The sequence below is a fragment of the Marinitoga sp. 1154 genome, from assembly GCF_013363285.1.
GTDB lineage: Bacteria > Thermotogota > Thermotogae > Petrotogales > Petrotogaceae > Marinitoga.
The window spans coordinates 121,718-147,552 of the sequence record NZ_LBFB01000001.1 but is presented as its reverse complement, the minus strand read 5'-3'; the positions used below and the strand labels follow the sequence as shown (position 1 = coordinate 147,552).

General features: G+C 26.3%; 22 protein-coding genes. 18 read left to right on the top strand and 4 right to left on the bottom strand.

Translation table 11 applies throughout. From position 1 onward, the window contains the following. Positions 1–81: 81 nt before the first annotated feature. From mutS to ligA, 12 genes are read left to right on the top strand one after another with little or no spacing between them, the layout of a single operon-like run. Positions 82–2,496 (top strand): DNA mismatch repair protein MutS, encoded by a 2,415-nt coding sequence (mutS, locus tag XO12_RS00750; RefSeq protein ID WP_047264831.1) that lies wholly within the window; start codon positions 82–84, stop codon positions 2,494–2,496. 48 nt (positions 2,497–2,544) lie between these two features. After that, a complete protein-coding gene (locus XO12_RS00745) occupies positions 2,545–3,627 on the top strand; it encodes a Xaa-Pro peptidase family protein (RefSeq protein ID WP_047264832.1) in 1,083 nt (360 codons plus the stop codon). A 23-nt stretch (positions 3,628–3,650) separates the two neighbouring features. After that, entirely contained in the window at positions 3,651–4,208 is a 558-nt protein-coding gene (efp, locus tag XO12_RS00740; protein WP_047264833.1) for an elongation factor P, read from the top strand. 13 nt (positions 4,209–4,221) lie between these two features. Next, positions 4,222–4,659, top strand: coding sequence for an Asp23/Gls24 family envelope stress response protein (locus XO12_RS00735; protein ID WP_047264834.1), 438 nt, complete (start codon positions 4,222–4,224; stop codon positions 4,657–4,659). Continuing rightward, entirely contained in the window at positions 4,656–5,084 is a 429-nt protein-coding gene (gene nusB, locus XO12_RS00730) for a transcription antitermination factor NusB (protein ID WP_047264835.1), read from the top strand. Before XO12_RS00735 ends, nusB begins: the two co-directional genes overlap by 4 nt. A 10-nt stretch (positions 5,085–5,094) precedes the next feature. Then, complete coding sequence (dxs, locus tag XO12_RS00725; protein ID WP_047264836.1) at positions 5,095–6,930, top strand: 1-deoxy-D-xylulose-5-phosphate synthase; 1,836 nt, start codon at positions 5,095–5,097, stop codon at positions 6,928–6,930. Between the two features lie 22 nt (positions 6,931–6,952). Beyond that, positions 6,953–7,516 carry a hypothetical protein gene (locus XO12_RS00720; protein ID WP_175419527.1) on the top strand — a complete coding sequence of 188 codons (564 nt, stop codon included), beginning with the start codon at positions 6,953–6,955 and terminating at the stop codon, positions 7,514–7,516. Between the two features lie 3 nt (positions 7,517–7,519). Then, the gene (locus XO12_RS00715; RefSeq protein ID WP_047264838.1) at positions 7,520–9,832 is read left to right on the top strand and encodes an endonuclease MutS2; all 2,313 of its coding nucleotides are present in this window, start codon (positions 7,520–7,522) and stop codon (positions 9,830–9,832) included. A 23-nt stretch (positions 9,833–9,855) separates the two neighbouring features. Beyond that, on the top strand, positions 9,856–11,925 hold the full coding sequence (locus XO12_RS00710) for a cell division protein FtsA (protein ID WP_052913094.1): 2,070 nt from the start codon (positions 9,856–9,858) through the stop codon (positions 11,923–11,925). Continuing rightward, positions 11,922–12,281 carry a holo-ACP synthase gene (gene acpS, locus XO12_RS00705; RefSeq protein WP_047264840.1) on the top strand — a complete coding sequence of 120 codons (360 nt, stop codon included), beginning with the start codon at positions 11,922–11,924 and terminating at the stop codon, positions 12,279–12,281. The genes XO12_RS00710 and acpS overlap by 4 nt, the downstream gene beginning before the upstream one ends. Next, a complete protein-coding gene (locus XO12_RS00700) occupies positions 12,278–12,925 on the top strand; it encodes an MgtC/SapB family protein (protein ID WP_047264841.1) in 648 nt (215 codons plus the stop codon). The genes acpS and XO12_RS00700 overlap by 4 nt, the downstream gene beginning before the upstream one ends. A gap of 21 nt (positions 12,926–12,946) precedes the next feature. Next, entirely contained in the window at positions 12,947–14,944 is a 1,998-nt protein-coding gene (gene ligA, locus XO12_RS00695; protein WP_047264842.1) for an NAD-dependent DNA ligase LigA, read from the top strand. Positions 14,945–15,005: 61 nt separating this feature from the next. Here ligA and XO12_RS00690 read toward each other — a convergent pair whose 3' ends face one another. The 3 genes from XO12_RS00690 to XO12_RS00680 are packed head-to-tail and all read right to left on the bottom strand — an operon-like array spanning position 15,006 to position 17,007. Then, a complete protein-coding gene (locus XO12_RS00690) occupies positions 15,006–15,245 on the bottom strand; it encodes an acyl carrier protein (protein WP_047264843.1) in 240 nt (79 codons plus the stop codon). Between the two features lie 12 nt (positions 15,246–15,257). Beyond that, entirely contained in the window at positions 15,258–16,307 is a 1,050-nt protein-coding gene (locus XO12_RS00685) for a nitronate monooxygenase family protein (RefSeq protein WP_084822574.1), read from the bottom strand. Between the two features lie 55 nt (positions 16,308–16,362). Further along, complete coding sequence (locus XO12_RS00680; RefSeq protein ID WP_047264844.1) at positions 16,363–17,007, bottom strand: TetR/AcrR family transcriptional regulator; 645 nt, start codon at positions 17,005–17,007, stop codon at positions 16,363–16,365. A 420-nt stretch (positions 17,008–17,427) separates the two neighbouring features. On the opposite strand from XO12_RS00680, the gene XO12_RS00675 reads away from it, so the two are divergent. After that, on the top strand, positions 17,428–17,865 hold the full coding sequence (locus XO12_RS00675) for a GatB/YqeY domain-containing protein (RefSeq protein ID WP_175419526.1): 438 nt from the start codon (positions 17,428–17,430) through the stop codon (positions 17,863–17,865). 1 nt (position 17,866) lies between these two features. Further along, entirely contained in the window at positions 17,867–19,024 is a 1,158-nt protein-coding gene (locus tag XO12_RS00670; protein ID WP_047264846.1) for a PD40 domain-containing protein, read from the top strand. Positions 19,025–19,026: 2 nt separating this feature from the next. Here XO12_RS00670 and XO12_RS00665 read toward each other — a convergent pair whose 3' ends face one another. Further along, the gene (locus XO12_RS00665) at positions 19,027–19,485 is read right to left on the bottom strand and encodes a chemotaxis protein CheW (RefSeq protein ID WP_047264847.1); all 459 of its coding nucleotides are present in this window, start codon (positions 19,483–19,485) and stop codon (positions 19,027–19,029) included. 235 nt (positions 19,486–19,720) lie between these two features. On the opposite strand from XO12_RS00665, the gene XO12_RS00660 reads away from it, so the two are divergent. The 4 genes from XO12_RS00660 (at position 19,721) to XO12_RS00645 (ending at position 25,834) form a co-directional block, all read left to right on the top strand. Beyond that, a complete protein-coding gene (locus tag XO12_RS00660) occupies positions 19,721–21,880 on the top strand; it encodes a methyl-accepting chemotaxis protein (protein ID WP_175419525.1) in 2,160 nt (719 codons plus the stop codon). Positions 21,881–22,022: 142 nt separating this feature from the next. Continuing rightward, a complete protein-coding gene (locus XO12_RS00655; protein ID WP_231580359.1) occupies positions 22,023–24,017 on the top strand; it encodes a CHASE2 domain-containing protein in 1,995 nt (664 codons plus the stop codon). Further along, positions 24,010–25,188 (top strand): HD-GYP domain-containing protein, encoded by a 1,179-nt coding sequence (locus XO12_RS00650; protein WP_175419524.1) that lies wholly within the window; start codon positions 24,010–24,012, stop codon positions 25,186–25,188. Before XO12_RS00655 ends, XO12_RS00650 begins: the two co-directional genes overlap by 8 nt. Then, entirely contained in the window at positions 25,181–25,834 is a 654-nt protein-coding gene (locus XO12_RS00645) for a DUF3307 domain-containing protein (protein WP_047264850.1), read from the top strand. The genes XO12_RS00650 and XO12_RS00645 overlap by 8 nt, the downstream gene beginning before the upstream one ends. The last annotated feature ends 1 nt before the right edge of the window (position 25,835 follow it).

Sequence of the window (25,835 nt, the reverse complement as noted above, 5' to 3'; positions counted from 1 at the left end):
TTTCATAATGAAACATCATTAGGGTGCGAAAGCACCCTAATGTAATGGGAAGGTGATATTATCAACAATTTAACTCCAATGATGAAACAATATCTGGAAATAAAAAACGAATATAAAGATTGTATTTTATTGTTTCGATTAGGAGATTTTTATGAAACTTTTTTTGACGATGCTAAAATTACCAGCGAAATTCTTCAAATAACTTTAACTCAGAGGAATGGCCATCCAATGGCAGGAATACCTTATCATGCTCTTGATAATTATTTAAAAAAGCTTCTTGAAAGTGGCTTGAAAGTAGCTGTATGTGAGCAAGTTGAAGATCCAGCCACTGCAAAAGGAATTGTAAAAAGAGAAGTAACAAAAATTTTAACTCCTGGTACTGTAGTGGAAGAAAATATGATAGATGAAAACAATAGATATTCTCTTTTAATATATTCGTTAAAAGGCGAAGAATATATATTTGTTGTTTTCGATTTTAGTACTGGAGAGTTGTATATAGATACATTCAATTATTCAGAAAATGAAATTTTGGATTTTATTTCTTCATATTCTTTTGTCCAGATTCTAATTTCTAAAAATCTAAAAACATTGAGAAATAAAATAAAAAACATTCAATCAAATATTTATATTGAAGAATTAGATGAATGGTATTTCAATAAAAATTTTGAAGATATAATAAAAGAAAGTTATGAAATTGTGAATATTGATGTTTTAAATTTGAATAAAAATGAATTATTATCATTAGGTGCTGTGTTTAAATATCTTGAAATTACTCAAAAACAAAAAATAACCCACTTTTCTTTTCCGAAACGATTTAAAAATACAAACAATATGGTTTTGGATTCCACTACAATATTGAATTTAGGGTTACTTCCAAATAAAGAAAATAAAGGAAAAACTTTGTATGATATTATTAAGCTTACAAAAACATCTATGGGAGCAAGAATGCTTCAACAATGGATTTCAAAACCTTTAATTGATAAAAATTTAATTGAAGAGAGATTAGAAATTGTTGAATTATTTAGAAATGATAAATTAATCATGGAAGAAATGAAAGAATATTTAAGTTCAATTAGAGATATAGAAAGAATATCTTCAAGGATTGCACTGTTAAGGGCTACTCCGAGGGATTTGGTTGCATTAAAAACATCTCTTGATGCTTTGCCTTATATTAATGAATTATTAACTATATTGGGATTAGAGACATTAGATGAATTTCATAATTTGAAAGAGTTATTGAATAAGGCAATAGTTGATGAACCGACAACGCAGGTTGGAACTGGAAAGGTTATAAGAAAAGGGTATAATGATGAATTGGATCAATATAAAGAGATTTTTGAAAATTCAAATTTGTATTTAAAAGAAATAGAATCAAAAGAAAAACAAAAAACAGGAATATCAAATTTGAAAGTTTCAAGAAATAAAATATATGGTTTTTATATTGAAGTTACAAAAGCAAATATTGATAAAATTCCGCAGTATTATATAAGAAAACAAACGTTAGTTAATTCTGAAAGGTTTATTACACAAGAACTAAGAGAATTAGAAGAAAAATATGCAATTGCTGAGAAAAAAATAGATGAGTTAGAAAAGAAAATATTTAATAATTTAATAGTTGAACTTCAAAAATATATTAAAGATTTAAAAAAACTTTCCAATAAAATATCTAAAATAGATATTTTAAGGGGATTTGCAGAAGTTTCAATAAAAAATAAATATATCAGACCAAAATTTAATGAAGAAAATTTTATAATTATTGATGGAAGGCATCCAGTTGTAGAACAATTTACTGATAATTTTATTCCTAATACAATAAATCTTACTAAAGAAAATAGATTTGTAATACTTACAGGACCAAATATGAGTGGTAAATCCACATATTTAAGACAAATCGGTATTATTTCTATAATGGCTCAAATAGGTTCTTATGTACCTGCAAGAAAAGCAGAAATACCTGTTTTAAAAAATATATTTACCAGAATAGGGGCAAAAGATGATGTTGTAAGTGGTAAATCCACATTTTTAGTGGAAATGTCAGAAGTATCAACAATATTGAATAATGCTGATGAGAATAGTTTAATTTTACTCGATGAGGTTGGAAGAGGGACAGGTACTATTGATGGAATAAGTGTGGCTTGGGCTACATCTGAATATATATATCAGGTATTAAAATCATATACAATTTTTGCTACACATTATATGGAATTAACAATGTTAAATGATTTTTATGATGGTATTATTAATAAAAGAGTAAAAGTTTTAGAAACTGAATCTGGTATAATCTTTTTACATAAAATCGAGGATGGGATTAGCGATAAAAGTTATGGTATAGAAGTGGCAAAGTTAGCAGGCCTTCCTGGAGAAGTTGTGGATAGAGCTAAGGAAATAATGGAAGAAATTTCAAATAAAACAGAATTTGAAAACAAATTAAAAAGCATGAAAAAAATAAAGCAAAAAAGATTCAAACGAAATGAAAATCAATTAAAACTTTTTTAATTCTATGATATAATATGAATATATAAATTTTAGAAAGGGGATTTCAGCATGTTTGAAAATAGAATAAAAAAATTAAGAGAAAAAATGTTGGAAAAAGGATTGGATGCTTTTTTGATAATAAATATCGAAAATTCTTCAAAACCAACATCTTATTATTTAACAGGATTCACAGGATCTTTTTCAGTAATTTTTATTACACATAACGATATAAAGTTTTCAACTGATGGTAGATATACTGAACAAGCAGAAAAACAAACAGGAATTAAACCTACTCTTTTTAAAAGTAAATTGTCAGAGGAATTAAATACTATTATTACAATTCCAAAGGGTTCAAAAATAGGATTTGAGTCAAACAAGGTATCTTCAAATATTTATATAAATATTTTAAAAAAGTTCGAAAATTATGAATTTGTACCAGCAGAGGATATAATAAATGAAATGAGAAGAATTAAAACTCAACAGGAAATTTCTTTTATTAAAGAAGCAGCAGTTATTGCTGAAAAAGCTTTGGAGGAAACTCTTGATACTTTTAAAATAGGTATGACAGAAAAGGAATTTGCTGCAAAATTAGAATATAATATGAAATTATACGGAGCTGATAACTATGCATTTGAAACAATAGTTGCATCAGGTTATAGAGGTGCTCTTCCACATGGTATTGCAAGTGAAAAACAAATAGAAAATGGAGAATTAATAGTTATAGATTTTGGTGCATATGCAAATGGGTATAATTCTGATATAACAAGAACAATAGCTGTTGGGAATATTTCTGAAAAACAAAAAGAAATTTATGAACTTGTGTTAAAAGCGCAAAAAGCAGCTATTGCAGCAGCAAAATCAGGAATGAAATATTCTGAATTGGATAAAGTAGCAAGAAATATTATTTCTGAAGGAGGATATGGAGAATACTTTACTCATAGTCTTGGTCATGGTTTGGGAATTGAAGTTCACGAAAATCCAAGAGTATCAAAAAATTCTGAAACTATATCTCAAGTAGGTGATGTTATTACTATTGAGCCAGGTATATATCTACCAGGGAAATTTGGCGTGAGAATAGAAGATAATATTGTAATAACAGAAGAAGGTTGTGAAACATTAACTTCTTTCGATAAAAATTTAATTATTTTATAATTTTAAGGGAGGTTATAAGAGTTATGGTAGTTGTAGGTGATTTAAAAAAAGGAATGATTATTGTTATGGATGGTGAATTATATAGAGTTTTGGGTATGCAAAAACATTTTACCGGAAGAGGTAGTGGTATAATAAAAACAAAATTAAAAAATTTAAAAACAGGATATGTTGTAGATAAAAATTTTAATTCCGGTGAAAAAGTTGAAGAAGCTGCTTTAGATTATAGACCTGCCGAATATTTATATCATGATGGAGATAATTATGTTTTTATGGATTTGAATACATATGAACAATATTTATTATCAGAAGAAGATGTTTCAGAAGCAAAAGATTATTTGATTGATAATTTAGAAGTAACTTTAACATTTTATGATGAAAAGCCAGTTGGAATAGTCTTGCCTACTGTAGTAATTTTAGAAGTAGTTGAAACTGAACCAAACTTTAAAGGTGACACAGCATCCGGTGGAGGAAAACCTGCAAAATTAGAAACGGGTTTGAAGACAACAGTTCCTTTTTTTGTTGAAGTTGGACAAAAAGTAAAAATAGATACGAGAACAGGAGATTATATAGAAAGAGCCTGAGAGGAGGGGAAGTATGGCCATTAATGAAAATAACCAATTTGGAGAGCTTTCGTTTACTGATGGAGCTTTAAAAGAATTGGCCATGAAATCTTATCAGTTGTATTTTAAAGAAAATGTTCCAGAAATTGAATTAAATGAAAAAGATATTGCTAAAATGATAAAAATTGTTGAAAATGATGATGAGACAATATCTGTATATATTAAAACTAAAGCAAAATACGGTGTTAGTATTATAGAATTTGCAAAAAATTTACAAAAATTTTTGAAATCAGAAGTAGAAAAAATGACAGAAGTTCCTGTAAGAAATGTGGATATAATCTTAGATGGTTTGATAGTAAGTCAAAATGAAGAAACTTTCGAAGAAGTGGAAAAGTATCCAGAATTTGAAGATGAAATTACTTCAGAAAATGAATTTGAAGAGGATGAAAATAATGGGAGTGTTGAAAATTGATATCAAAAAGAAGAAGAATTAGAGAAGCAGTCTTAGAAAGTACATTTCAAATTGATTTTAATGAAGAAATATCTTATGAAACAATAAAAAATTTATTGAGGGACCTTTTGAAAGATAAAAAGGTCCCTCAAAGCCTTATAGAGGAAGCGGAAATTTATTTAGAAAATATAATTAATAACAAAAATGATTATGATGAATTGATAAAAAAATATTTAGTTAATTGGGAATTTGATAGAGTTGCTTATATTGAAAAAGCAATTTTAAGATTGGCAATTTTTGAATTAAATAATAGAAAAGATATACCTCCAAAAGTTATTTTAGATGAAGCTGTGGAGTTAGCAAAAAAATACTCTAATGAAAAGAGTGCGAAATTTATTAATGGAATATTAGATAGACTCGCTAAGGAAGAATTTAAGAGATTGTAGAGGTGATTATATGAAAGAAAAACCATTATATCATTCAATAAAAAAAATGAATTATGAACAGCTAAATTCTTTTGCAAAAAGAATAAGAGAATACATATATAATACAGTAATTAAAAATACGGGTCATTTGTCTTCTAATCTGGGAGTTGTTGAATTAACACTGGCTTTATATAGAGTTTTTGATCCGAAAAAAGATATTATAATATGGGATACAAGTCATCAGGCATATATACATAAATTATTAACAGGAAGATGGAATAATTTTAAAACATTGAGACAAAAAAATGGAATTAGTGGTTTTACAAACATTTTTGAAAGTGAATATGATTATTTTGGTGCAGGGCATGCGGGAACATCAATAGCTGCAGCATTGGGCTATGAAATAGGCTTTAGAAAACAGGGAATTGAAAAAAATATTATAGCCATTTTTGGCGATGGCGCTATGACAAGTGGTATGATACTCGAATCGCTAAATCAATTAAAATCAGTAAACTCAAAAATAAAATTAATTTTGTTAAACAATGAAATGTCTATTTCCCCTAATGTTGGAGCTTTAGCTAAAATGCTTAATAAAATTAGAATATCAAATGATTATTTTACTTTTAAAGAAAAGCTTAAGGGTTCTCTGGAAAGTACCGAAGTAGGAATTGACATTGAACATGCTTTGAAAAGACTAAGAGATGGAATAAAACATACAGTTTATAATAGTGCTATAGGTGTTTTTGAAGATATGGGAATAAAGTATTATGGACCAGTGGACGGGCATAACATTAAAGAATTAGAAAAAAATTTAAAATTTATAAAAAACTATAAAGATGGGCCATGTATTTTACATTTGAAGACTATTAAAGGTAAAGGAATGGATTTTGCAGAAAAGAATCCAACAAAATTTCATGGAGTTAGTAATAAAAAAACAGAAAAGATTTCTTACTCAAAAGTAGTTGGAAACACATTAAAATATATTGCTAAAAATTATGAATTTGTAGCTTTTACTGCTGCAATGGAAGAAGGTACAGGACTTAATATATTAAAAGAAATATATCCAGAAAGAGTTATAGATTTAGGTATTACAGAACCTTCTATTGTTACTGCAGCTGGTGGGGTAAGATTGGCAGGTACATTTGCTATTGTTGATATTTATTCAACATTTATGCAAAGAGCTTTTGATTCAATAATACACGATATAGCATTGCAAAAAATTCCTGTTTTATTTTTACTGGATAGAGCAGGAATAGTTGGTGAAGATGGTCCCACACATCACGGAGTATTTGATATTTCATATTTAAGATTGATTCCAGATATTGAGATACTAACACCTTTAAATGCTCAGGATTTAGCAAATATGATATATACATCTTTAGAGAAAGACTTGAATATTCCCACATTTATACGATTTCCTCGTGGAGGTGAATTGCTAAACATAAATGAAATATTTGATAATTTAAAAATTGTAGATTATAGCTGGAAAATAATAAAAAAAGGAAATGAGAAAAATGTCATATTTGTAGTTGGGCAACTGATAGAAGAATATAAAGATTTATGGAATGAATTAAATGCAACTGTAATTGGTGTAAGAAGTATAAAAACATTGGATAAACACATTTTAGATATTTACCTAAAAAATACATCTAATGTAATTACTGTTGAAGAAAATAATATAAAAGGTGGATTTAATGAAGAAATAAAAACGTATATATTAGAAAACAAAATAAAATGCAATTTCCATGCATTTGGAATAAAAGATGAATTTGTACCCCAGGGAACAAGAAAAGAACTTTTAGAAGAATATGTATTAAATCCTGAAAAATTGAAAAAGATAATTTTATCTACAGAAAGGGTAAATTAACCAATTGAAAGGGGAGGGTAAAATGGCAAAAAATAAAATCTTACTTCTATTCTTAATATTGTTTAGTTTCTTTGGATTTTCTTTTAACCTTTTTACAATAGGAACTTATGGAATAACCTCATCATCAACATCTTTAGATATAAACACATGGGATGAAAACTTCAAAGATTTTAATTATTATTCTTTTAAAATTGCTATAATGTATCCAGCTGAAGATTCTCCAGAAATGCTTTTTGGACCTTATTTTGGATATATAATTTATGATAATCTTGATAAAACACAGATGAAAGATTTAAATGCCATAATAGAAAGTGCCGGATATGAATTTGGTATTGCAACATTATACAATACAGAATTTTTGTTTAACTCAAAATTTAATGTGTTAGCATTTGGTGGAGTTCATACAGAGGATCAATTTCAATCATTATCAACTTCTATTAGCATAAATCTGGGCATTTCATATAAAATATCAAGTTTTAATTTATCATTGTTTGCAGGATATGAATCAAGATATTTTTCAACGGATAATAAGATGGCAACAATAAATTATTTTCCCGTTTCTTTAGGTATGGAGGTGCTCTTTTAATTAATGAATCAAAAATCATATAACGATTTAGAAATAAATAAAATATTGGAAAAGATTTCGAGATATTCTTTTTCAAAATATGGAAAGAAATATATTTTAGAAAAATTTGAATATATAAAAGATTATAAATTGTTAGAAAAAGAATATATGATATTAAAAGAATATCAGGAATTTATTCTAAAATATGGAGAATTTGATTTAAGGGGAATTCCTGCAATTTATTTAGAAATAGAAAAAATTGAAAATAATATGTATTTAACACCTGTTGAATATAAAAAAATATCTAATTTTTTATCTCAAATATTAAATGTCAGAGATGAAAATAAGAAACTATTAAAAAGTTACAATGAATTAGATAAAATATTTAATTCTATTCCTGATACGAACAAAGTTATAAAATTAGTGGATAAATCTATAGATGAAGACGGAAATATTAAAGACACGGCGAGTGATAGGTTAAGACAGTTAAGAAAAAAAATCGATATAATAAAAAAAAATCTAAGCGCTGCTCTAAAAAGAACCATATCAAAATATCATAAATATGTATCTTTAGAACAACCAACGTTAAAAAACAATAGATATTGTATAGTAGTAAGGAGTGAATATAAAAATAAAATAGGTGGTACGATAATTGCGTATTCTGATACAGGGATTTCTGTTTATATTGAACCATATGAGATAGGAAAATTAAATTCAGAACTTCAGGATTTAATAGCGTTGGAAAAATCTGAAATCTCAAGGATATTGGGGAATATTTTTTTAGAAATTACAAAAAATATATATTCAATAAATAAAACTATTGAAATAGTTGAGTATATTGATGGTTTAACAGCTAAAATCAGATATGCAAAAGAGTATAATTATGTATTTTCATTACCTGATTATAAAAATAATACAATAGTACTTGATGGTATTAGACATCCATTAATAAAAAAAGATGAAGTTGTTCCTGTAAATCTGAAATTATCGAAAGATAAATGTGGAATGATAATTACAGGGCCTAATACGGGAGGAAAAACAGTAGTCTTAAAATCAATTGGAATTAGTGTGATTTTTTCTCACGCAGTTTTCCCAATTCCAGCATATAATGCAAAAATTCCATATTTTAACAATGTATATACAGATATTGGGGATGAGCAAAGCATTGAACAAACATTGAGCACATTTTCTGCTCATTTGAAAAATATAAAATATATTTTGGATAATAGCGACGAAAATTCGTTGATACTAATAGACGAACTTGGAACAGGAACAGATCCTATAGAAGGTTCTGCATTAGCATTAGCGATAATTGAAAAATTGATAGAACTTAAATCTACATTTTTTATAACTTCCCATTTATCAGCAGTAAAAATATTTTCAATAGAAAACGAAAATTTAATGTCTGCTTCAATGGGGTTCGACAAAGAAAACTTAATGCCCACTTATAAATTATTAGTCGGTGTTCCAGGAGCATCTCATGCTATTGATATTGCAGAGCGATTGGGATTACCAAATGATGTATTATTAAAGGCAAATAATTTTTTAAGCAAAGAACAGGTCTTTGATGATAAAATTATAGAAAACTTAACTCAAATATATGAAGAATTAGAAAAAGAAAAGGAAAAACATGAATTAAAACATAAAGAAGTTATAGAATTAAAACAGAATTTAGAAGAAAAAATGAAAATATTAAAGAAAAAAGAAATTGAAAAGATAGATGAAGACATAAAAAAATATAGAAATTATCTGAGAGAATTGAAAAAAGAAATAGATTATTACATTAGTATACTAAAAAAAGAAAAAAATATAAACCAACTGAGAGAATTGGGTAAAATGGTTGAAAATAAAAAAAGAGAAATAGAAAAAATAAAAATTAATGATAAAAAAAGAAAAAAAACAAATATACAAATTGGGGATATAGTGAATATTTCAGGTGAAAAGGCAAAAGTTATAAAAATAAAGGGTGACAAAATTATAATAAAATTCTTTGATAAGCCTTTTGAATTAAGTGTTTCTATGGATGAAATTAATATTGAAAAAGATGAGATAAAAAAAGAAAAGAAAATTGAAAAGGTATATATTGTTCATAATAAAAAGAATGAAATAGATATAAGAGGTATGACTGTAGAAGAAGCTATACCGGAAATAGAAAAATTTATTTCCGATATGATTTTGTCAAACTCTAATAATGGATATATAATTCATGGTAAGGGAACTGGAAAATTAGCAATGGGTATATGGAATTTTTTAAGAAAAAATAAAAAAATAAAATCATTTAGACTTGGTAATGATAAAGAAGGCGGAACTGGAGTTACATATATAGAGATAAAATAACAAATCCTCATTGGAGGTGTATTATGTTTGCACTGGATATAGGCACAAGATTTATTGTTGGATTAATATCAGAAATGAATGAAGATTCAGAAATTATAATAAAAGATATTGCAATAAAAGAGCATGAGAACCGTGCTATGCTTGATGGGCAAATTCATGATGTTACTAAAGTGTCAAAAGGTGTTGAGAAAGTAATAAATAAGCTTAAAGAAAAAAATAACGAAATAAAACATGTTGCTGTAGCCTTAGCAGGTAGATTTTTAGTTACAACTGTTGGAGAATATGAAAAAAACATATCTGAAAACAAATATATTGATTATAATACAGTAAAGACTTTAGAATTAGAAGCGGTAAAAAATGCAGTTGAAAATTTAGAAATTGAGAAAAATTTTTATTGTGTGGGATATTCTGTATTATATTATGAAATTGACGGAGAGTGGATAAAAAAATTAGAAGGTCAAAAAGGGAATGTTGCAAAAGTAAAAGTAATAGCAGCTTTTTTGCCGAAAAATGTTGTAGATGCTATGTTGGCTGTATTAGAACTTAATAATTTAGAACCTGTTCATATTACGCTTGAACCTATAGCAGCTATGAATTTAATTGTACCAGAAGATTTAAGAACACTAAATATAGCCATGATAGATGTTGGAGCAGGTACCAGCGATATAGCAATATCCAAAGATGGAACAATAATCGGTTATGGAATGGTACCAATGGCTGGAGATGAAATTTCAGAAGCAATTTCTAAAGAATTACTTGTCGACTTTAAAACTGCTGAACGATTGAAAAGAGCTCTGAATTCTGGCGATGATACTATATTAAAATATAAAGACATTTTAGATTTTGAGCACGAAATAACAAAAGATGAAATTATGGAAATTATAAATCCAACAATTGAAGAAATTACAGGTAAAATAGCAGAAAAAATTTTAGAATTAAATGGAAAACCTCCAATAGCTGTAATGGTAGTTGGAGGTGGAGGTAAAGTTCCAGGATTTGTAGAAAAATTATCTTTAAAATTAAATTTGTCAAAAAATAGAATAACTTTAAAAGACGTAAAAAATATAGATTATGTGAAATTTGAAAATGAAGATAAAACAATTGAAGGTAGTGAATTTATCACGCCAGTTGGAATAGCATATGTTGCACATAAAAATGAAGGGAATGTATTTGCAAGAGTTTTGGTTAACAATAAGCCTATTAATATGATGCTGGTTGGTGGAAATATTTCTGTAATACAGGTATTATTACAGGCGGGATTTGGAATAAATGATCTTGTAGGCAAGCCAGCTCCAGCAATATCTTATGAGATAAATGGTGAATTGAAATTTATTCCTGGTGAAAAAGGAAAAGAGGCAGAAATAAAAATAAATGGGATGAAAGCCGATTTAAAATCACCTATAAAACCGGGAGATATAATCGAAGTTGGCAAGCCTGAAAATGGAAAAATAAAAAAGGTATACTTTAAAGATATTATAAAAGCGTATAAAATATATATCGATGGAAAATTATATGAAATATATCCCAAAATCTATAGAGAAGATAAAGAAACAGATATTTCAGAGGAATTAAATGATGGGGATAAAATAGAAATAAAAAATCCTTTTGTAAAAGATTTAAATATAAAAACTACAGTAATAAAATTCTCAATTAACGATAATTCTTATGAAATACCAGCAGGAAAAATCATTTTAAGAAATGGAAATATATTGAATGATTATGATGAAATAAAAGATGGTGACAGATTAAACACAAAATTCATTGATTTACCAAATATTGCAGATTTTATTGATATTAAACCAGAAAAGTTTATTACAGTGGTTTTGAATGGGAATAATATAGAAATACCGATAGAAGAAATTATAGTAAAAGATAAAAACAATAAAATAGATATAAATAATAAAGTTTATAACGGTATGCATATTAAGGTAGAAAAAGTGGAAAAAGATATAAAATTATTAGACCTATTTTTACATATAGATTTAGATATAAGCAGTTTCACCAAATATAGAATATTTATAAATGATAAAGAAATATTCAGCTTTAATGAGAAAATAAACAATGGAGATAATATAAGGATGGAATTTGAATGATAAAGGGAATAGGCATAGATATAGTTGAGATTGATAGAATAACAGATGGTATTGAAAATAAGATATTAAGCGAAAAAGAATTAAAAATATTAAAGAAGTTTCAAGGCAGAAAAAGAAAAAAAGAGTTTATTGCAGGAAGATTTTCTATAAAAGAATCATTAATAAAAGCATGTGGGATTTTTATACCTTTTAAAAAAATAAGCATTCTTAATAATGAAAATGGAAAACCTTATATAGATAAAGAAACATTAAGATATATAGAAGAAATATTCGGTGAAATAAAAATACATATTTCAATATCTCACGAAAACAATTACGCAGTTTCAATGGTGATAATCGAAGAGGTGGAACGATGACATATTATGAAATAATAATAAAAATAATATTATCTTCAATATCTGGGGCCTTAATTGGATATAATAGAGAAAAAATAAATAGACCAGCTGGAATCAGAACTCATGCGCTGTTGTCTTTAGGTGCGAGCATATTGACAATTATATCGATAACATCATTTTATGACCCTATAGCAAAAGTTGGAGACCCAGGAAGAATTGCAGCTCAGATTGTTTCAGGAATAGGATTTTTAGGTGCAGGTACAATATTAAAGAATGGTAATAAAGTTAAAGGATTAACCACCGCTGCAACATTATGGGTATCTGCATCAATAGGTATGACATTTGGTGCAGGCGCATATTTCGTAGGGATTAGCGCTTTAATAATAACGCTAATTATTTTATATATAAACAAATTTTCAAAACATTTAAATATGGAAAGAACTATTGAAATAACTTTAAAAGATAAAAAAGATATTAAAGAAATATTGGATATATTCTCAAAACATAATAATATAATATTAAAAAATATCGACTTTTCACAAAAAGATGATGGGATATTATATTTTGTTCTGGAAAAACCAGGTTATATGGAAATATCCAAAATCCAAAAAGAATTGATGTATATAGAGAATATTGAAAATATAAATATAATTGATGATAATTAATGAAAGGTGGAAATAATTATTATGATATCAGAAGATATAAAAAAAGAGTATGAAGAACTAAAAAATAATATAGAAAAATATAATTATTACTACTATGTATTAAATAATCCTTTAATTTCTGATACCGATTATGATAAATTATTTAAAAAACTAATAACATTAGAAAAAAAATATCCGGAATTAAAAACACCAGATTCTCCAAGTTTTAGAGTTGGAGGTAAAATATTAAAACAATTTAACACTGTGCCACATACTGTTCCTATGCTGAGTTTGGATAACACATATAATGAAAAAGAAGTTATAGAATTTGATGAAAGAATAAAAAAACTTCTTAATCTTAAAAATGTTGAATATACATGCGAATTAAAAATAGATGGAATTTCAATATCGCTAAGGTATGAAAATGGAATCTTAATTCAGGGAATAACAAGGGGAAATGGAATAAATGGAGACGATGTAACAGAAAATATTAAAACAATTAGGAGCATACCTCTAAAATTAAAAGAACCCGTGACCATTGAGGTTCGCGGAGAGGTTTTTATGCCTAAAAAGGAGTTTTTAAGAATAAATGAAGAAAGAGAAAATGAAGGGCTGAACGTGTTTGCAAATCCGAGAAATGCAACTGCAGGTACTATTAAACTTCTTGATACATCTGAAGTTTCTAAACGACATCTTGATTCTTTTATTTATTATATATTAGAACCTGAAAAACATAATATAAAAACACAGATAGATGCCTTAACGTACTTAGAAAAATTGGGATTTAAAGTGAACAAAGAAACTAAGCTATCTAAAAATATATATGGAGTAATTGAATATTGGAAATACTGGACAGAAAATAAAAACAAATTAGAGTATGATGTGGATGGAACTGTTATAAAGGTTAACAATTTTGAATATCAAAAAAAATTAGGAAATACCGCACGTAGTCCAAGATGGGCAATAGCCTTTAAATTTCCAGCTGAACAGGCAATTACAAAAATCAAAGATATTATATTTCAAGTTGGAAGTACTGGCATAATTACTCCTGTGGCTATTTTTGAACCAGTATTTTTAGAAGGAACTACTGTTCAAAGAGCTAGTTTACACAATTTTGATTATATAAAAGAAAGAGATATTAGAATTAATGATTATGTAAAAATAGAAAAAGCTGGAGGAATAATTCCGCAAATAGTTACAGTTTTAACAACAAAAAGAACTGGAGAGGAAAAAGAGATTAAAATTCCTGAAAAATGTCCTGTTTGTGGTGGAAAAGTTGGGAAGATGAATTCTCAAGAAATAGCAGTAAGATGTTTAAACCCATTATGCAAAGCGAAATTAAAAAGAAATTTAGAAGTTTGGGTATCAAGAGATGCAATGAACATACAGGGTTTAGGACCAAAGTTAATTGATAGAATTGTTGAAGCAAAATTAGTAGAAAAGGTATCTGATTTATATAAGCTAGATCATTTTAAACTCGCCACATTGGGGCACGGTATAGGTCCAAAAATGATAAGCAAAATTTTACAACAAATTGAAAAATCTAAAAATAGAGGATTAGAGAAAGTTTTATATGCATTGGGGATTCCAAATGTTGGAAAGAAAATAGCCAAAGATCTTGCAATAAAATTCAAAAGTATTGATAATCTCATAAATGCTGAATACGATGAATTAATATCCATAGAGGGAATTGGGGAAGATATTGCTCAGCAAATATATGATTTTTTCAGAAACAAAAGAATAAAAGATATAATCGATGAATTAAAAGAATATGGGATTAAATTAACTCAAGAAAATGAGGGAATAGGTGATATTTTTAAAAATATGAATATTTGTGTAACTGGAGAATTAGAAAGAATGTCACGTAGAGAACTAAAAGAAGTTATTGAAAAGAATGGTGGTATATTTAAAGATACAGTAACCAAAAAACTTGATTTATTGGTAGTAGGAAAAAATGCAGGTAGCAAATTGGAAAAAGCAAAAAAATATGGTATTCGAATATTAACTGAAAAGGAATTTTTTGAACAATTTAAGATATAGGCATTAATAATAAAAGGAGCACAAGGTGCTCCTTTTATTAAAAAAATTCCAAAAGGGGAAGTTAATTTTTTGCTGCTAATATTTCAACAATATCTCCAACTGTCTTTATTTTCTCAAGTTCTGAATCTTCTATGGATATACCTAATTCATTTTCAAAGTCCATAGTTAAATCAACGAGTTCTAAAGAATCAAGATCGAGATCATCTGTTAAATTAGCATCTTCGGTTATTTTTTCTTTTTCGATGCTTAAACTTTCAGCCATAATATCAACAACTTTTTCGAATAATTCTTTCTTATCCATATTCTTTCCTCCTTAATTTTCAAATAATTCTTCTATAATATCTTTAACCTTTTGCATTTTATTGATTTTCGAAACGGAACCTCCACTAAAAACAAATCCATCATTGATATTTCCTATAGCTGCATTATACAAAGCTTTTGCAATACAATAAGGAGCATTTTTAAAATCACATGTTTTTATACAATGATATCTGCACTCATAAGGTTTCCTTTCTCCTTTTTCAACAGATTCAATAAACTCATTTCTAATAGCTCTGCCAGGCAATCCAACAGGGCTTTCAATAATAGCGATATCATTAGATTTTGCATTTATTATAGTTTCTTTGAATTTAATATCAGCGTCACACTCTTCTGTTGCTATAAATCTTGTACCCATTTGAATACCATCAGCTCCTAAATCTAACACTCTATTAACATCACTTTTTGAAAATAAACCACCTCCTGCTATTAAAGGAATATGTTTTCCAAACTTTTGTTCTATAGTTAATAAATAGTCTTTAATAATAGGGATATTTCTTTCAAGTTTGGAATCTTTCGAAAATATTTTTTCTTTTTTATAGCCAAGATGACCACCTGCTAATGGACCTTCTAAGACAAAAGCATCAGGCAAATAGTTATATCTAGACATCCACTTTTTTACTATTATTTGAGCTGCTTTTAAAGAAGATATAATAGGAACTAATTTAGTCTTACTATTATTCAAAAAAGATGGCAAATTTAAAGGTAGTCCCGCACCAGAAAAAATGATATCAATACCTTCATCGATAGCAGTTTTAACCATATCAGAATAATTAGTAAGTGCAACCATTATATTAACCCCAATAATGCCTTTTGTTTTTTTCTTAGCACTTCTAATATAATTTCTAAGACTTTCTATACTCGCTTCTTTATAGTTTTTTATATTAGAAAAAAAGCCTATTCCAGCAGTACCTATAACTCCAATTCCTCCAGCATTTGCAACTGCAGAAGCTAATCCATCAAGCGATATTCCAACAGCCATTCCTCCTTGAACAATTGGATATTTAGGTATAATATTTCCTATTTTCAACTTTCTTATAATAATATCACCTCGCTCATTTAAAATGACTCATGGTCATTAAAAGATAAAATAAAAAATATTATTCATCATTTTTTAAACTTTTTTCAATAAACATTACATAATAATCCAGTATTTCTTCGGCTGGAAAATCTTCATCCCAATTTTCATATAACTTTTTTCTTAAATTGAACTGTTGAACAATACCGACAGTCTGTAACCACAATAACATAGATAATTTGTTTACATCAATATCTTTTCTTATAGAACCATCATCAATACCTTTTAGAATCAATAATTTTAAAATATCATAAATCTCTTCGCTTTTTTCATAAGTATTTATTATAATTATTTCGGAAGGGTCCAGAATAGCCTTTTCAGACTCATACTTGATAACAAAACTATAGTAATCAGGATATTCTCTATAAAACTGAATATATGCACGCCCCATATTTAAAATTTTATCCAATCCTGTATTTACAGCATTTATTTTATTTTTTATTAAATCTTCTAATATTAAAAGCCCTTCATATACTAAGGAAAAAAACAAATCTTTTTTACTGGAGAAATATAAATACAACGTACCTTTTGCCATTTTTGAATTTCTGGCAATTTCATTCATAGTTGTATTTTCATAACCTTTATTATAAAAAATCTCTTTAGCAGTTTGCATTATAATTCTTTTCTTCTCAAGAATTTTATCCTCATTATATTTTTTTCGTGTCATACAATTCTCCTGACTATTGGTCATTTTCTCTCGATGATTATAACATTTTTTTTTATTTTTGTCAATATTAAAAATATGCTAATTTATTTCTGTTGATATTAAATAAATATATATACGTTGTCCAAAAAGTAAAGCCGCTCAAACCTTAATTGCTAATCTTCAAAAATAGCATATTTTCGCCGGTCGTATCAGACTCACATCCATGTTCGGCTTCACTCAATTTTGCATCCGTGCAAAATTGTCCGGCTTCATATGCTATTTTTTCAGGCAATTTTCGAGTTTTCGCTTACTTTACTAATTGGACACCCTATAAATATATATACAGTTTTTCATAAAATAACCCTCTAAATTTCAAATATTTTTATTGAACTTTAAATTATATATGGTATAATATATGAAAATTGAAAGGAGTGTGAAGGTATGGAATTAATTAACAAATTAAATAATGATATAAAAAAATTCATGAAAGAAAAAAATTCTAAAGCTTTAAACGCTATAAAAATACTTAAAACAGAAATAAAAAAAGCTGAAGTTGAAAAACAAAGAGAGTTAAACGAAGAAGAAATTTTAACAATAATAAGAAAACAAATAAAAATGAGAAGAGACTCTATTGAACAATATAGCAATGCAGGTAGAAATGATTTAGTTGAAGAAGAGAAATATGAATTAGAAATTTTGCAACAATATCTTCCACCTGAAATGTCAGATGAAGAAATTGAGAATATAGTAAAAGATATTATTAATGAAATTGGAGAAAATGCAAAATTCGGGCAAATAATGAGATTGGCTATGAAAAAATTAAAAGGAAAAGTTGATGGAAATAGGGTTAATTCAATAGTAAAAAAGTTGTTGAGTTAAAATGAAAAAAATACTATTATTCTTGTTTTTATCCATAATTATTATCAATTTTTCTCAAATAAAAATAAAAAAAGAAAATATATTATTAATTCAAAACTCAAATTCATGGATTATGAACGAGATTGTCGATGAATTTGAGTCTAAGCTTTCGTATTCATATAATGTATATAAAGAAGATAAGAATGAAGATTATAATTTAAAGATAGTGTTTTCAGAAGATGCTTCTAAAAACAATGTTCGAATTTTGGCTTCATTTGATGGAACTGTTTTGGATTTGTCTGAGAAAATAAAGGATAATGAAGAATGGGTGAAAAAATTTACTATTAAAGTACTTGAAAAAATATCTTTTAATCGATTTTTTTACAGTAAGCAATGGAATTTTTTACAATTAACTTACTGGGATGGTGTGGATGAATATCCATCAATGTCACCAGATGGAAACAAAATAATTTTTATTTCTGATAGATATATAGGTAATAGAAATATATGGGGATACGATTTTATGGAAAATAAATATATAAGTATTCCTTTAAATTTTTCTTCTGAGTATTTTCCAAATATAACAGAAGATGGTTCTTTTGTATTTCAGAGTTCGCTGTATGGAAAATGGGACGTTTTAATTTATAATCCTGAATTAGAAAGTATAAAGAGGATATCTGACGATTCTTATAATGCATATACTCCGTATTATCATAAAGGGAATATATATTTTTCGGCAGAAGAGAGAAATGGGAAAAGTTGGACAGAAATTTATAAATATAATATAATAGAAGACAATATTGAAAAGATTACTTCATTAAAAGATACATTTAAGTTTAGACCAGTAGTATTTAAAAACAAAATAATATTTCAGATGATAAATCCAACAAATGGACAAAATAATATATATATGCTTGAAAAAAATAAAATTATACCTTTGATATTTTCAGATCAAAATGAAGTTGATCCATATGTTTATAAAAATTATATAGTATATTCTAAATTAGAAAAAGGTTATTATAAAATATCATTATATGATATAAAAAATAAGAAAGAATTTTGTTTAACATCAGATATTTATGATGATGCATTTTACCCTTATGCATATAATAATATCGTATTATTTTCATTATATTATAAAAATGGGGAGCCTGATATTTTTGCTGTCAGACTCCCATAATATTATGATTTAATAACCTTATCTAATTCAATTTTTTCTTCTGTTGATAATATTTTTTCAACATCTATTAAGAAAATCATATCCTCTTCAGTTTTAATAATACCGCTTATATAATCGGCTTTTGTTCCTCCTACTGATGGCGTTTCTTCAATCTGTTCCTGCTTTATATTCATAACCTCTTTTACTTCGTCAACCATCAAGCCGAATTTTTTTTCTCCTGTTTTTACAACTAAAACTTTAGCTTTATATTTGTCTTGAAATTGAGGATAATTGAATTTCAATCTTAAATTTATTATAGGTAAGACACCATCTCTAAAATTAACAATTCCTTCAATAAAATCAGATGCTTCAGGTACTTTTGTAGTTTTTTGATATTCAATAACTGTATCAACATGATTAATGTCAATGGCAAATTTTTCATCATCAATTTCAAAACTTACAGCTTTCAATTCAACAGACATAATTATCCCTCCTTATACTTTTGTTTATATTATACCATAAATAAAAGTATTTTTGAATAATTATACATACATAGTATTTTTGTTATACAATACATAAAAAGCAAAAATTCATAGATTGCAAAAACATCTGCTACGAAAAAGCACATTTAAGATGGCCATTCTGTATAAATATGTGTTTGAAAAAACAAAAATGTATGATATAATTTTTTAATAAATATAAAGAAAGGGTGGTTTAATGAAATTGAAAAGTAAATTACTCACTATTTTTATTTTAACATTATTTGTTCCTTTTTTTGTTTTAGGATATTTTTCACTAAATAGTTCAAAAAAAGCTCTTGAACACGAGATTGTATCAAATTTTTCGAATATTATGGATTCCAAAACTTTTGAATTATCTTTGATTCTTGATAATTATAAAGGAGATTTGGAAAATATCGCACATTTTCAATATATACCATTAATGTTAAAATCTATGAATTCGTATTTTAAAGATTTTCAGAATATAAAAAATTTAAAAGAAGTATATGTGGAGAAAAATCCTAATTCTCCTGAAGAAAGATATAAATTATATAAGATTGATGATGAAAATTTAGAAAAATATGGAGATGATGAATTTGCAATTTCAGATTATGATTTATTACACAGAAAGTATCATCCTAATCTTGTAAGTTATGCTTTATCTCAAAATTTAGAAGATGTGTATTTAATAAATAACAAAGGTGATATTATTTACACCTTAAATAAAGGAGAAGAATTCACTGAAAATATTGAAAATTCAGAATTAAAAAATACATCTTTAGGTAAATTGTATGATAAACTTAAAAAGCAAGAAGATGACAAGATTAATATCGAATTTTCCAGTATTGAAATATATAAATTTAAAAATAATAAACCCATATTATTTATAGGAACACCTTTTGTATATAGGTATTCAAGGTATGGATATATAATAATAGCAATTGATTTTCAAAAGATAGGAAAAACAATATTTGATAATATAAACAAAAAAGACTTTACAAATATATATGTTTTAAACTCAAAAAATATCTTGATTACAAAATTGAAAAGTGTAAAATCCGGAAAAAAAATAGAAGAAATACCATCAATTTTAAATAATATTATGGAATATTCAAATTTTGAAAACAATGATGTATTGGGAATATCTTCTGAACTTTCTTTAAATAATGAGAAATTGAAAATAATATTGGAAGAGGATAAACATATAGCGTATATGCCAATAAATAATTTGAGAAATGCATTAATTATTATAATTGCTATTACATTAATAATTGCTGTGATTATTGCTATAGCATTTTCTAATAGCTTAACAAAACCAATAAAAGTAATAGAAAATAATGCATTATTGGTATCTAAAGGTGATTTGACAAAAAATATTTCTATAAAAAGAAAAGATGAAATAGGGTTAATAGCAAATATTTTTAATTTATTAAAAGACACTATTAAAAATATATCGATTTCGTTTAATAAATATTCGAATACATTGAATAATGTAGAAGAAAAATTAAATCTAACTTCAGAAGAATTAATAGATATTACAAATAAAACATTTGAATCATTTGAGGAAATTAAAGAAAATTTAGAAGTTGTTGCATCGTCGGCTGAAGAAACTACCGCTAATATTGAAGAAATTACTTCAGGAGCCGATTTGTTATCTAAATCAGCAAATGATTTAAATTTAAAAACAAAAGAAATTTCAACTAATGCATCTTCAGGAAAATCAAATATTCAAAGTATGATAAATGATGTATCTAATATAGAAAAATTAGTTGAAAAAAGCAATTCTATGATTTCTAAATTATTTGAAAAAACTAAAGCCATTGAAGCAATAGTAGATCAAATAACCGAAATATCAAAACAAACAAATTTATTAGCGTTGAATGCTGCAATAGAAGCAGCAAGGGCTGGAGAAGCAGGAAAAGGGTTTGCTGTAGTTGCCGATGAAATAAGAAAGCTTGCTGACGAGTCAAGTAGATCAGCTGCTAATATTACAGAAAATTTAAATTCGCTTGTAGAGGATGCCAGTGATGCCTTGAAAGAAAGTTCTAATATAACAAGTAACGTTAATCAAATAGTAGAATCAATAAAAGAAATAGGAAAACAGATGGAGATTATACTTTCTGAAATTGATACTATTGGAGAAATGGTTGAATATACCTCTAATATATCAGAACAGCAGAAAATTTCAACTTCGGAAATAACAAAAGCAATAGAGGCTATTTCCGTTTCAATTCAACAAGTAACTGAAAAAGTAGAAAACATTGCAAAAATGATGAATACACAAAAATATAAGTTGGAGAACTTTGATAACTTGATTGAGGATTTGGAAAGCATGACAAAGGAAATGATGAAATTTTCCAGTAAATTTAAAATTTAAAAAAGTTTTTTGATATAAATAAAATAATTACAATCTTTTATTTAATAGGGTCATAAAGAACCTCAGGAAAATTCCTGGGGTTTTTGTTATTATTGTTATATAAAAAAACAAATAATATGTTATAATTATATTAGGTGATAGTATGAAAATGTTTAAATATAGATTAAAAATAACCCATATGCTATTTATATTATTTTTATCAATTTATATAATAACTTACTTATTAAACAATCCATGGATTGAAATTTTTGAGTTAAAAACATTAGATTTAAGATATAGAATTCGTGGAGAAAATCAAATTAAAACTGATGTGATTATTATTGCAATAGATGAAAACTCTTTAATAAATATGTCTACTAAATTTAATGATGAGTGGCCGTGGAATAGAGAACATTATGCCAGAATGGTTGCCAAATTATTCAAGCTTGGAATTAAAGCAGTAGGTTTTGATGTTTCGTTTACAACACCTTCGGAAAGTAATATAATGAGTAATGGGAAATCAAAAGACGATGTATTATTATCTGCTATATTAAGGAAATACAATAAAGTTGTATTGGGAACATATTTAACTGTTGAAAAAAAGAATTTTGATGAATATAATCCTGAGTTTCGCAAAGAATTGGAAAAAAATAAATATTACCTAAAATATTCATTTAAACTTAAAAACCCTGAATATTTACCATTATTTTATCCTTTAACTGCATATAAAATAATTCCGCCAATTCCTGAATTTTCTTCTCTTGTGCCAGCTTCAACATATGAAATTGGACAGCTTGATCCTGATGGTGTAGCCAGAAGTTTGCCACTCATATTTAAAGAAGAGTGGGCGGCAGAAAAAGGATATAGTACCGGGTTATTTCCACATATGGATATTATGTTGTATGCATTTTATAAAAATTATAATATTACTAACTTTATTTTTGATCCTAAAAATTACCAAATTCAAATTGGAAATGAAAATATTAAAACTGATAAAAATGGTTCTTATTTGTTGAATTTTTATGGAAAAGGAAAAAATATATTTGATACCATCTCTTTTTATGATCTGGTTTATAGTAACAAATACGACAATTATGATTTTAAAGGTAAAATTGCAATATTAGGATATTCTGCAACCGCTAAAGGGTTATATGATTTAAGAATTACACCTTTTTCAAATAATGAACCTGGTGTTTATTTGCATGCAACAGCAGTTCAAAATTTAATAAACAAGGATAAAATCTCGAGAATAAACTTTTTTTATACAATTATTATTTTGGTATTTATACTCTTGTTGTCTTTATTATTTACGTCTTTCAAAAAAATATATATTAAACTCATATCTTTTTTAATTCCTATAACATATATTTTTGTTTCTTACATATTATTCAAAAATAACATATGGATTGATACTTTTTATCCTTTATTATCTACCCTTAGTATATCTACAATAGATACAGTTCAATCAGTTTTAAATGAATCAAAAGAAAAAAAGAAAATAAAATCTTTCTTTTTTAAATATGTTCCTGATTTTGTAGCTCAAAAACTCCTTGAACAAGGTAAAACAGAATTAGGTGGCGAGAAAAAAAACGTTGTTTTAATAATGTCTGATATTGTTGGTTTCACAGAAAAATCTGAAAAGTTATCTCCAGAAGATGTTGTGCGTTTTTTAAATTATTATCTCTCTCAAATGGCCGATATAATAAGAAATAAATATTATGGAACTATTGATAAGTTTATAGGGGATTTAATTATGGCAATTTTTGGAGCTCCAATAGAATTTGGTGATGAAGTAGATAGGGCAATATCCTGCGCTTTAGATATGCGTAAAAAATTAAAAGATATAAATATAGAACTAAAAAATATGGGATTTGATTTTGAAGTGAATGCTGGAATAGGAATGCATTATGGCGAAGTAATTATTGGAAATATTGGTGCAGATTTCAGAATGGATTATACATGTATAGGGGATACAGTTAATACTACCTCCAGGATTGAACATTTAACAAGAGAATTAAATGAGTGGCTTATTGTTACCGAAGAAATTGTAAAAAGATCTAGTAAATATAAGTTCGAATATATTGGTGATTTTAAAGTAAAAGGTAAAGAATTACCATTAAAGTTATATAAGATTAAGGAAGGAGATAAGGATGAATAAAGATTATAACTTAATTTTGGAAAACATAAATTTTTTGAGAAAAAATAATATAGAATATTATATATCCATAAATAATAAAAAGTTTGTTAATACAAAAGAACAAAAAAAAGAAATAATAAAAGTGGAATATAAAAAAGAAAATAATGTAGAGATAATTTTTTTTGATAATATTGACGAGGATTATTTATTAAGTTTTGACAACGTGATTAGAAATTTCTGTAAAATAAAAAAAAAAGAGAGTATAAATAATAAAATATTTGATATTCTTTCACAATTAAAACCCAATATAACTTTTGAAAAGACTATAGAAAATATTAAAAAAACTTTAAAAAACTTATTATACCTTGATAATATAAGTTTTTATATATACGAACCGTCATCTTTATTTCAAAATATAAATTTTGAAATATCAAATTTAGAAAAAAAAGAATCTATATATTGTAATGTTGATAAATTATATTTACCAGTAATCTTTGATAATGAAACTTTTGGGCATTTTATTATGAAAAAAAATATTGGCTTTGATTTATATGATTATGCGATATTATGTAAGTTAAATGACTATATAAGAAAGACAATTGAAAATTCGTTTTTGGAAAATAAATTTGAAATAATACTTGATAAATCGTTAAATGTATTAACAAGCATTCTTGAAACACGTGTTCCTGGAGCTGAAAAACATTGTCATAATATTGCAAAATCAGCAATAAAAATAGGAGAATATTTAAATTTAGAAAAAAAAGATATTCAAAATCTCAAACTTGGAAGCATGATATTTGATATTGGTAAAATTGGCATTCCAGAGTATATACTTACAAAAAAAGAAGAATTAACTAAAGAAGAAAATCAATTAATAAAAAAGCATGTTTTATATGGATATGAATTGGTATCAAAAATTCCAACAATTCCAGATAAGGTAAAAAAAATAGTATTATATCATCATGAAAAATGGAATGGCGAAGGATATCCAGAGGGGCTCGAAAAAAATAAAATTCCTTTATTGGCTCAAATTATTGGACTCCTGGATACTTATTATTCTTTATTAGAAGATAGACCGTATAGAAATAAATTACCAAAAACAAAAGTTTTAGAATTAATAGATAGTTATAGCGATATATTTTTTAATCCTGAATTGGTAAATGCTTTAAAAGAGGTGGTTGACAGTGATTGAAAATATCTTTTTTTATTTTTTATTATCCCATTTAATTGGAGATTATGTCTTTCAAACATCTTATATAGCTCGCTATAAAAATTCTAAAGTTAAAGTGCTGATTCTGCATATTTTTATAATTTTTATTTCAATGTTTATTTTGTTCTTACCCTCTTCTTTAAACTTATATAATTTTATTATATTACTTTTTTTAACAGGAATACATTTATCAATTGATACTTTAAAGTTCAAAAATAGAGCAAAAAAGGCCTTCAATTCACATACCTATTATATACTGGATCAAGTAATGCATTTTTCTTCATTAATATTGGTAAGTATAATGTATAATCAAAATGAATTTCTCCTTAAACCTGAATTTACAAAAATATTATCTATAGGATTATTTAATGCGTATTTTATAAGTCTTTTATTTTATATGATAGATAATTCTTCGATGCCATATAAAAGAGATTATTTAGGCTATATATTCAGAATTACATTACCTTTTATAAAGTATTATAGTAATATATTATTTTTAATACTCTCTTTTTTGTTTGTAATGTTTTCAATTTTAATATTATTTAAAAAGAATGAAATAACTACCAGATCTGAATTAGGACCATTGTCTCTTAGTATTATAATTACTTATTTAACCATATGGAGGTGAA